The 8,987-nt window shown below is 70.6% G+C and carries 8 protein-coding genes; 4 read left to right on the forward strand and 4 right to left on the reverse strand.

Annotation, left to right across the window (positions count from 1 at the left end; all coding sequences use genetic code 11):
* Positions 1-325: 325 nt before the first annotated feature.
* Entirely contained in the window at positions 326-1,690 is a 1,365-nt protein-coding gene (locus GAS53_RS41180; protein ID WP_192583497.1) for a PI-PLC domain-containing protein, read from the forward strand.
* Positions 1,691-1,749: 59 nt separating this feature from the next.
* On the opposite strand, the gene GAS53_RS41185 is transcribed toward GAS53_RS41180, so the two are convergent.
* Positions 1,750-2,643 carry a hypothetical protein gene (locus GAS53_RS41185; protein ID WP_151482889.1) on the reverse strand — a complete coding sequence of 298 codons (894 nt, stop codon included), beginning with the start codon at positions 2,641-2,643 and terminating at the stop codon, positions 1,750-1,752.
* 166 nt (positions 2,644-2,809) lie between these two features.
* Positions 2,810-3,520 carry a dienelactone hydrolase family protein gene (locus GAS53_RS41190; protein WP_151482890.1) on the reverse strand — a complete coding sequence of 237 codons (711 nt, stop codon included), beginning with the start codon at positions 3,518-3,520 and terminating at the stop codon, positions 2,810-2,812.
* 212 nt (positions 3,521-3,732) lie between these two features.
* Here GAS53_RS41190 and GAS53_RS41195 point away from each other — a divergent pair, with 212 nt between their 5' ends.
* Both GAS53_RS41195 and GAS53_RS41200 read left to right on the forward strand, forming a co-directional pair.
* Positions 3,733-4,143: a VOC family protein gene (locus GAS53_RS41195; protein WP_151482891.1), complete on the forward strand. Its 411-nt coding sequence runs from the start codon at positions 3,733-3,735 to the stop codon at positions 4,141-4,143.
* 83 nt (positions 4,144-4,226) lie between these two features.
* Positions 4,227-5,291 (forward strand): adenosine deaminase, encoded by a 1,065-nt coding sequence (locus tag GAS53_RS41200; protein ID WP_151482892.1) that lies wholly within the window; start codon positions 4,227-4,229, stop codon positions 5,289-5,291.
* Positions 5,292-5,347: 56 nt separating this feature from the next.
* On the opposite strand, the gene GAS53_RS41205 is transcribed toward GAS53_RS41200, so the two are convergent.
* Both GAS53_RS41205 and GAS53_RS41210 read right to left on the reverse strand, forming a co-directional pair.
* Positions 5,348-6,844 (reverse strand): carotenoid oxygenase family protein, encoded by a 1,497-nt coding sequence (locus GAS53_RS41205; protein WP_151482893.1) that lies wholly within the window; start codon positions 6,842-6,844, stop codon positions 5,348-5,350.
* Positions 6,845-6,911: 67 nt separating this feature from the next.
* On the reverse strand, positions 6,912-7,823 hold the full coding sequence (locus GAS53_RS41210; protein ID WP_151482894.1) for a LysR family transcriptional regulator: 912 nt from the start codon (positions 7,821-7,823) through the stop codon (positions 6,912-6,914).
* Positions 7,824-7,936: 113 nt separating this feature from the next.
* On the opposite strand from GAS53_RS41210, the gene mgrA reads away from it, so the two are divergent.
* On the forward strand, positions 7,937-8,932 hold the full coding sequence (gene mgrA, locus GAS53_RS41215) for an L-glyceraldehyde 3-phosphate reductase (protein ID WP_151482895.1): 996 nt from the start codon (positions 7,937-7,939) through the stop codon (positions 8,930-8,932).
* Positions 8,933-8,987 lie beyond the last annotated feature (55 nt).

Consider the following 8,987-nt stretch of genomic DNA (forward strand, 5'->3'; position numbering starts at 1 on the left):
GAACTCCCATTCGGCATCCGACAGTTCATGTCGACGTATCACCCGACCATGATCCACCACTCAAGATCATTTGAAGACACCGCCTAGGGCACCCGCCCCTTCCCGTCGGTGGCGCTCCCGTTGAACGGGCGGCAACCTGTACGGCTGACGTCCTGCTCACATACCGCTGAGGGCCGCAGGGCGGCGGCCTGATGTCGCTCGGCTGTCCGGCCGGTCCATGGTCTTGACCGGTACATACCAAGCCGATTGAGTGTCCCGCGCAGACCCCCCATTCCCGGCCGCCGTTCTTCGGCGTCGCCGCGCTGCCGAAGGGACCCCGACCGTCATGCGGATGCATCGCCCCCTGCTCTCCTTCGCCGCCGCCGGAGCGGCACTGACCTCCGTCCTGGCCGCTCCCGCCCACTCGGCGGAGGTGCCGACGGCGGGTGTGTTCTACGTTCAGAGCGCGATCACCGGCCTGAACGCCGCCGACAGCGGGGGAGCGGTCGTCCAGCGCAACCCCAAGGGCAACGAGGACCGCCAGCAGTGGACGCTCCGGTCGAGCGGTGCCTCGTACGTGCTGGAGAGCACCGACGCGGCGGGCAGCTGCCTGGGCCGCTCCGGTAACCAGGCGAGAACCGTGACCTGCGCGAGTGCCGACGCCTCGTGGGAGATCACGCAGACAGGGACCGACCAGTACCGGTTCAAAGTCCCGGGCGCCGACCAGTACTTGACCGTGGGCGCGAAACCATCCGGTTCGAACTATCCCGCCCAACTGGCGCTGGGCACGGCAGGGAACCTCGCCGCCTGGTACCTCACCCCCGTGTCGTCCCCGACCTCCCCGATGCCGTCCCCCGACCAGCGCACCCTGGACCAGGTCACGTTCCTCACGGCCCACAACGCCTACGCGAACGGCGTCGACGGCGGCTTCGCGCCGCCTTTCGTGAACCTCGTCCCGAACCAGAGCCGAGGCATCAACCAGCAACTCACCGACGGCGTACGCGGTTTCATGCTGGACATCCACCAGACCTCGGACGGCGCGATCCTCTGCCACAACAGCTGCACCCTCGTCAGCAGGCCGGTCTCCCTGTGGGTCGACATCCAACGCATGGTCGACTTCCTCAAGCAGAACCCGAACGAATTCGTCACCGTCTTCATCGAGGACTACGTCGACCCGGGCGTCCTGCGCAGCGAACTGGCCCGCGTCAACGGCCTGTCGGACGTCCTCTACCGCCCCGACCAGACCGGTGTACGCACGAAGGGCTGGCCGCGGCTGGCGGATCTGATCGCCGCGGGCGACCGCCTCCTCCTCTTCACCGACCACAGCCGCTCCGCCGACCAGTCCGCCGGCCTCACCCGCGACAGTTTCGGTGTCATGTACCAGCGCGAGTGGACCGTCGAGAACTACTGGTCCATGGGCTCCGGCCTCGGCAGCTCCGACTGGTCCTGCTACAGCCGCTGGTACGACGCCAACACCAACATCCCCCTCACCGCCACCGCGCCGCCCTTCCGACCCCTCTTCGTCATGAACCACTTCCGCGACGCCGCGATCGCTTCCACCGCCACCACCGACAACACCAAACTCACCGACCGGGCCCAGCGCTTCTGCCAGCCGGCGGCCCGCAAGAAGCCCAACTTCCTCGCGGTGGACCGGTACGAACTGGGTTCGCCCGCGTCGGCCGTGGCGACCCTGAACACCTATACGTACTGACAGGTGCAGCCCGGCCATCCCGGTGCGGCCCGCTCAACTCGCCTACAGGGTCGGGCTGTTCAGTCCGTGTCGCGGTCGGTGTCCCGGCTCTCGAGCCACGCCGCGTTCGCCGCCTGCATCCAGTGGTAGAGGTCGTCGTTCCCGAGACGCTCGAGCGACGAGACGTATCGGCTTCCGCCCGTTCCGGCATAGCTACCGCCACCACCGCCACCCGAGCCACTGCTCCGCTGCGGGCTGCCGCCGTACGAGCCGCTCCAGCTGCCGCGGCTCCAGTCGCTGTAGCTCAACCTGCTCTTCCTGTCGGTCGGCTCGGGGTTGAACGCAACGACGGTGTCGAACCGTTCGAGCAGATGGGCCAGTTGGGGCCCGGCGGAGGATGACTCCCCGGGGAAGTGCCGACGGCCCTCGCGCATCAAGCACCGTTCTGTGCTCGTGGCGCTCAGATAGATGCGGCTCAGCCTGTCACCTTCCGGGTCCAGGTCCGCGTAGAGCTCCCACCGGCCGGTGAGGAGCAGGAACCAGGGGTGCCGTGCCGGGTCGCTCGGCAGCCAGCCGTGCACTCGGACGGCACTGAGCGCGAGCGGGTCGTACGGCGAGCGGCGGCACAGGTGCTCGCGTATGTCCTGCAGGGTGTCCGGACCCAGGGCGTGGAGCACCAGGTGGCCGGCGTGGGCCAGTTCCTCGTTCTTGCTGTGGGCGCAGGCCAGCAGGTGCGGGCCCGTCTCCCGGTGGCGTTCCAGGATGCCGAGCGCCTCGGCCGCGTGCGGGGCGGGAGGGACGGCCAACAGGACGAGGGAGCGCCGGGCCGCCTTCCGGTCGTACCCCCAGGCGGTGGGCCGGGACGGGAAGGCGATCCGCTCCAGTTCGCCGAGCGCGTCGAGTGCGCGCTCGCGCTTGCGCGTGGACGTCGCTGTGCGCGCGGCACGCTGGTGGAGCCGTGGAACGCTCGTCATGCTCGTATTCTCGCCAGACCATGGCCGGATCCGTGACGCGGATTCCGGACAAAGCGAGACTCGTCGGTGCTCGCGCGCATGTGTCCCCATATGGCGGGTGGGGCCCGTCCCGGTCCCCGGTGGAGACGAGGACCGGAACGGGTGAAGCGCTCAACGAGGCCTGGGATCAGCCCAGTTGCGCGTGCAGGAAGTCCACCGTGCTCCGCCAGGCCAGGGTCGACGACTCGGGGTCGTGGACCGCCGGGCGGCCGTCGTTGAAGAAGGCGTGGTCGGCGGGGTAGACGCGGAGGTCCGGGGTGATGCCCGACTGCTCGCGGATCGTGTCGCTCAGAGGGCCGAGCGAATCGACGGGAATGCTGGCGTCGCGTTCGCCGTAGTGGCCGAGGATCTGTGCCTTGAGGCCGGAGAAGTCGGGGGTCTCGCCCTGGATGACGCCGTAGAAGGGGACGGCCGCGCGGACGCGCGGGTCGGTGGCCGCCTGGTGGAGGACGAAGCCGCCGCCCATGCAGAAGCCGACCGAGCCGACGGACTCGGAGGTGACCTCGGGCATCGCGAGCAGATGGTCGACGGCACCCGAGAGCTGCTCGACGCCGCGCGGCACGGGCAGGTCCTGCATCATGCGGAACGCCTCGGAACTGTCGTGGGCGACATTGCCGCCGTACAGATCGGGCGCCAGCGCCACGAAGCCCTCCTGTGCCAGGCGGTCGGTGACGTCCGCGATGTGGTCGGTCAGGCCCCACCACTCCTGGATCACGATCACACCGGGGCCCTGCCCGGCGGGTGGCAGCGCCAGGTAACCGTGCGCCGTGGTGCCGCCGCTCGGGAAGGTGACGTTCTGGTGGGCGGGTGCCCCGGTCGACCTGGGAGTCTCGGACATGGTGTGTCACTCCTGTCGCTTGATCTTGACTCCAGCATGCCGGAGGCGAGCGCGGCGACGGCACGCGGCCCCCCTTCCCGGACGCGGGTCCGGCGGCTGCCCGGGCGCACATCTGGGGCACCCGCGCAGACCACTCCCGCCGATGCCGTATCCTCGCGTGTTACGTATAACCTTCCCCTTCAACCTCGACCCTTCCCTCCCGAGAGGCCCCGATGAAACGCATCGCCCTGGTCACCCTCGTCGTCGACGACTACGACGAGGCGATCCGCTTCTACACCGAGGCACTCGGATTCCGGCTCGCCGAGGACACCCCGCGACCCGACGGGTCCCGCTGGGTCGTCGTGGAGCCGGAAACCGAGGCGCAGGGCACCGCCCTCCTGCTGGCCCGGGCCAGGGACGAGGCGCAGCGCAGCCGGGTCGGCGACCAGACCGGCGGACGCGTGGGCTTCTTCCTGCACACCGACGACTTCGCCCGCGACCACGCGCGGATGAGCGCCGCGGGCGTGACCTTCCTGGAGGAGCCGCGACACGAGACGTACGGCTCGGTCGCCGTCTTCGAGGACCTGTACGGAAACCGATGGGACCTGCTGCAGCCGGCCCCGCCGGAGGAAACCGCTCACTAACCGGCCGGAGTCCACCGGACCGTCCGAGGCCACGCCCCCCGCCCACACCCCCACCCACAGAAAACCTGCCGAGGAACCACCGCATGACCGCGTCCCGCATCGACATCGACACCATCCGCCGGCTTCCCAAGGCCGTCCTCCACGACCACCTCGACGGCGGCCTGCGCCCCGCGACGCTCGTCGAACTCGCCGACGCGGTCGGCCACACCCTCCCCACCACCGATCCGGACGCGCTCGCCGCCTGGTACTACGAGGCGGCCAACTCCGGCGACCTGGTCCGCTACATCGCCACCTTCGAGCACACCCTCGCTGTGATGCAGACCCGCGAGGGCCTGCTGCGGACCGCCGAGGAGTACGTCCTCGACCTGGCCGAGGACGGCGTCGTCTACGGCGAGGTCCGCTACGCCCCCGAGCTGATGCTGAACGGCGGGCTCACCCTGCCCGAGGTCGTCGAGACCGTGCAGCAGGGCCTGGCCGCCGGTATGGCGAAGGCCGCGGCCGCCGGTACCCCGGTCCGTGTCGGCACCCTGCTGTGCGGCATGCGCATGTTCGACCGCAGCCGTGAGATCGCGGACCTGGCCGTGGCCTTCCGGGACGCGGGCGTTGTCGGCTTCGACATCGCGGGCGCCGAGGACGGCTTCCCGCCCGCCGACCACCTCGCCGCCTTCGAGTACCTGCGCACCGAGAACGTCCCGTTCACCATTCACGCCGGCGAGGCCCACGGCCTGCCCAGCATCCACCAGGCCCTCCAGGTCTGCGGTGCCCAGCGCATCGGCCACGGCGTCCGTATCACCGAGGACATCGTGGACGGGAAGCTCGGCCACGTGGCGGGCTGGATACGCGACCGCCGCATCGCCCTGGAGATGTGCCCCACCTCCAACCTCCAGACGGGCGCGGCCACTTCGATCGCCGACCACCCGATCACCCACCTGCGCGACCTGGGCTTCCGTGTCACCCTCAACACCGACAACCGCCTGGTGTCCGGCACGACCATGACCCGCGAGATGTCCCTGCTCGTCGCCGAGGCGGGCTGGACCGTCGACGACCTGCGCACGGTCACGGTCAACGCCGTCAAGAGCGCGTTCATCCCGTTCGACGAGCGCAACGCCCTCATCCGGGACGTGGTCCTGCCGGGTTACGAGGTCTGAGCAGCGGCGGTCGGCCGGACCCCGGTGCGGGTCCGGCCGACCGTGGACGCCCTACCTCACGCGTCCGGCACCCAGCTTCCGTGGAAGCCCAGTTGCACCCGCCCCGGCAGATGGACCCGGGCCACCGGCTCACCCGTGAAGTCCTGGGCGGACAGGATCAGCAGATCCGCCGCACCTCGCTCGGGGTTGTGGGCGTACGCCAGCGTGTAACCGTCGTCCTCCGCCGCCCTCGCGTCCGTCGGGTCCGAGGCGACGAACACCGCCTCTCCCACCGCCGCGTCCCTGGGCAGCCGGTGCACCTGCGACGTCCCGCGGAGCAGGTCGTGCTTGATCAGCTCGCTGTTGAAGGCCCGGTCGGGCGGGTTCCCGTCGGCCGTCAGATAGGCCAGTGTCATCTCGGCGGCGGCCGTCGTGTACCCGTACCGGTGCCTGCGTGAGACCAGCGACTCGTTGACGCGCGGGAACTCCTGCGGCCGGTCGTCCAGGACCTTGTCGTGCACGCGGCCCCGTTCGAGGTCGACGGTCCAGCGGTGCAGCCGGACGGTCTTCGCCCCGTACGGCCCGCCGGAGCCGCGCCCCGCGACGAGGAAGGGCCCCGGATAGGCCGTGAGGTCGACGACCACCGACGACCCCTCGTCGTACGCGTTGAGGGTGTGCGAGTAGTACGTCGGCTCCGCCTCGAACCAGCGCATCCGCCCGCCGGCTCGCGGTATGACACCCACCCGAGCCGCATGCCGCTCGTTCCACACGTACGGCACCAGGTCGCCCCGCTCCGCACCCGCCGGGTCGAAGGTGATCGGCATGTCGAGGATGACGACGTACTTCTCGGTGAGCGCGAAGTCGTGGATCATCGGGCTGTCCGCTACAGGAATCCTGGTGGTCCGTACGACCCGCCCCGCGGCGTTCATCACCACGTGCCGCACGTGGTTCCAGGTCGGGTAATACGTGATCGCGTGCAGCTCGCCCGTCTTGGCGTCGAGTTTGGTGTGCGCTGTGAACGAGCCCTTGAGGGTGCCGCGGAAGTCGTAGGTGCCCACCGTATTGAGCTCGTAGTCGAGTTCGTACGGCAGCGGGCCGCCCTCCTGGAGGGCCAGGACCTTTCCGCGGTGCCCGATGACGTGGGTGTTGCACGGGAAGTCGTCCGGCGGCACCGGCCCCGGGTAGGGCTCGCCGAGCTGCTCGGCGACGCCGGCGGAGCGCACCCAGCGGTTGCGGTACCACTCGGCTCGGCCGTCGCGCAGCCGGACGCCGTGCACCATGCCGGCGCCGTGCATCCAGTGGTGCGCCCGGGGGTCCTCGAGGCCCAGGACGTTCGGCCCGTTCCTGAGGTAGCGGCCGTTCAGCTCACGCGGGATCCGTCCGGTGACGGGGAGGTCGAAGGCGGTCAGCTCCTCGGTGACCGGGGCGAACGCCCCCTCCAGGAAGGGGTGGTGGCGCCCCTTCATGGTGCCGGGGGCACCTGCCGCGACTCCTCCCGTCCACCCTGCGAGTCCGCCCGCCGCCGCGAGGGCCGCCGCCCCGCGCAGTACGTTCCGTCGGCTGTACTCGGTCATCTCCGCACCCCTGTCCCGCAGTTGTCGTGGTCGATGTGCACGAGTCTGCTGCGGGAGGCGGGGCCGGTCAGGAGTGCTGGAGCCCCTCCCGGGGTGGTGCCAGACCCCCTGTTTCGAGCAGCGACATGAGCGCCCGAGCAGCCGGACTGGTCGCCTCCGGAGGCGGGAGCATCGCGACGGTCTCGTACGGCGTCTCGGTGTCCGCCTTGAGGGGGAGGGCCGGCAGGGTCCGCCGCTTGTGGGCGAAGTGGCGCGGTACGACGGCGACGCCGAGGCCCTCCTCGACGAGGTCGAGGAGGCTGTGGACGTCGTTGACCTCCAGGGTGACCGTGCGGTGCACGCCCGCCGCCGCGAAGGCCGCGTCGGTGGTGCGGCGCGGACCCCAGTCGGGGTGGAAGTCGACGAAGGCCTCGCCGCCCAGCTCGCACGGGGTGACCGGGCCGCCGGTGGCCAGGCGGTGCGAGGGATGGCAGAGCACGGTCATCGGCTCGCTGGTCAGGGGCAGGCAGCGGAGCTGCTCCGTGTCGGCGCGGGTCGTCACGGCGAAAGCCAGATCCAGGCGGCCCGCGGCGACGTCCTCGGCGAGGGCGCCCGAGCCGGCCTGCCGCAGCCGGATCTCCACGTCCGGATGCTGCCGTCGGAACGCGGCCAGCAGCTGGGCCACGGGCACCCCGGCGATGCACTGCTCCGTGCCCAGCGAGAGCGTGCCGCGCAGCACGCCCTGCACGGCGGCCACCGCGTCCTGGGCCGCGCGGACCTGGGCCAGGATCCGCTCCGCCTCGGTCAGCAGGGCCCGGCCTGCCTCGGTGAGCGTGACACGGCGGGTGGTGCGGACGAACAGCGGGGCCCGCAGCTCCCGCTCCAGAGCGCGGATGGAGGCGGACAGGCCCGACTGCGACACCATCAGCCGTTCCGCTGCCCGGGTGAAGTGCTGGTCCTCTGCGACCGCGACGAAGTGCTGAAGGTGGCGCAATTCCATGATTGAGAAGCGTATCCGCTGAATCCCATCCGATTCTCCTGTTGGACCGCTGCCCGCCGGGCAGGCGAGAGTGGACGTCGGTTCCCTCCGTACCGACCCCTCTGGAGAACGCGTTGTACACCGCACACACCGACCGTTACGCGGACATGCCCTACCGGCGCACCGGACGCAGCGGCCTGAAGCTGCCCGCGCTCTCGCTCGGCCTGTGGCACAACTTCGGCCCCGACCGGCCGGTGGACACGCAGCGCGCGATCCTGCGCCGCGCGTTCGACCTGGGCGTCACCCACTTCGACCTGGCCAACAACTACGGACCCCCGCCCGGCGCCGCCGAGTCGGCCCTCGGCGACGCGCTCAGGGCGGACTTCGCGCCGTACCGCGACGAACTGGTCATCTCCACCAAGGCCGGATACCTGATGTGGCCGGGCCCGTACGGCGAATGGGGCTCCCGCAAGTACCTGCTGTCCTCGCTCGACCAGAGCCTGGCCCGTATGGGCCTCGACTACGTCGACATCTTCTACTCCCACCGCCCCGACCCGGAGACCCCTCTGGAGGAGACGATGGGGGCCCTGCACTCGGCGGTCCAGCAGGGCAAGGCGCTGTACGTCGGAGTCTCGAACTACTCGCCGGAGCAGACCCGTGAGGCCGCCCGCATTCTCGGTGAACTGGGCACCCCGCTCCTCATCCACCAGCCGCGCTACTCGATGCTCGACCGGCGCCCCGAGGAGGGGCTCCTGGACGCGCTCGACGAGCTGGAGGTCGGCTCCATCGCCTACTCGCCGCTGGAGCAGGGCCTGCTCACCGGCCGCTACCTCGACGGCATCCCCGAGGGTTCGCGGGCCGCGAGCGACAGCCCCTTCCTGAGCGCCGACACGGTGACCGACGAACTGGTCGGCCACCTGCGCGCCCTGGACGACATCGCGAAGTCCCGCGGCCAGTCCCTGGCCCAGATGGCGCTGGCCTGGGTGCTGCGCGGCGGCCGGGTCACCTCCGCGCTGATCGGCGCGAGCAGCCCGCAGCAGCTGGAGGACAGCGTGGCGGCCATCGGCAACCTGGACTTCTCGGAGGACGAGCTGGCCCGGATCGACGAGATCGTGCGGCAGGCGGCGTAGGTTCCACCTCGGCTCTGCGAGCCTCGCGTCGGCCCGCCGGTGTCACACCGGCGGG

It is taken from the genome of Streptomyces albicerus (assembly GCF_008905045.1).
GTDB classification, from domain to species: Bacteria; Actinomycetota; Actinomycetes; order Streptomycetales; family Streptomycetaceae; genus Streptomyces; species Streptomyces albicerus.